The sequence below is a fragment of the Shewanella sp. DNRA4 genome, from assembly GCF_012843185.1.
GTDB lineage: Bacteria > Pseudomonadota > Gammaproteobacteria > Enterobacterales > Shewanellaceae > Shewanella > Shewanella xiamenensis.
Genome location: NZ_JABAIP010000058.1, coordinates 1 through 235, shown reverse-complemented (window position 1 = coordinate 235; position 235 = coordinate 1). Strand labels below are relative to the sequence as shown.

General features: G+C 54.5%; 1 rRNA gene. It reads left to right on the top strand.

The annotated features are described in order from the left end of the window. A 23S ribosomal RNA gene (locus HG547_RS20720) occupies positions 1 to 235 on the top strand; the annotation flags it as partial.

Sequence of the window (235 nt, the reverse complement as noted above, 5' to 3'; positions counted from 1 at the left end):
CCGACACAGGTGGTCGGGTAGAGAATACCAAGGCGCTTGAGAGAACTCGGCTGAAGGAACTAGGCAAAATGGTACCGTAACTTCGGGAGAAGGTACGCTGCTGTTGGTGATGGGACTTGCTCCCTAAGCTGACGGCAGTCGCAGATACCAGGTGGCTGCAACTGTTTATCAAAAACACAGCACTGTGCAAACTCGCAAGAGGAAGTATACGGTGTGACGCCTGCCCGGTGCCGGA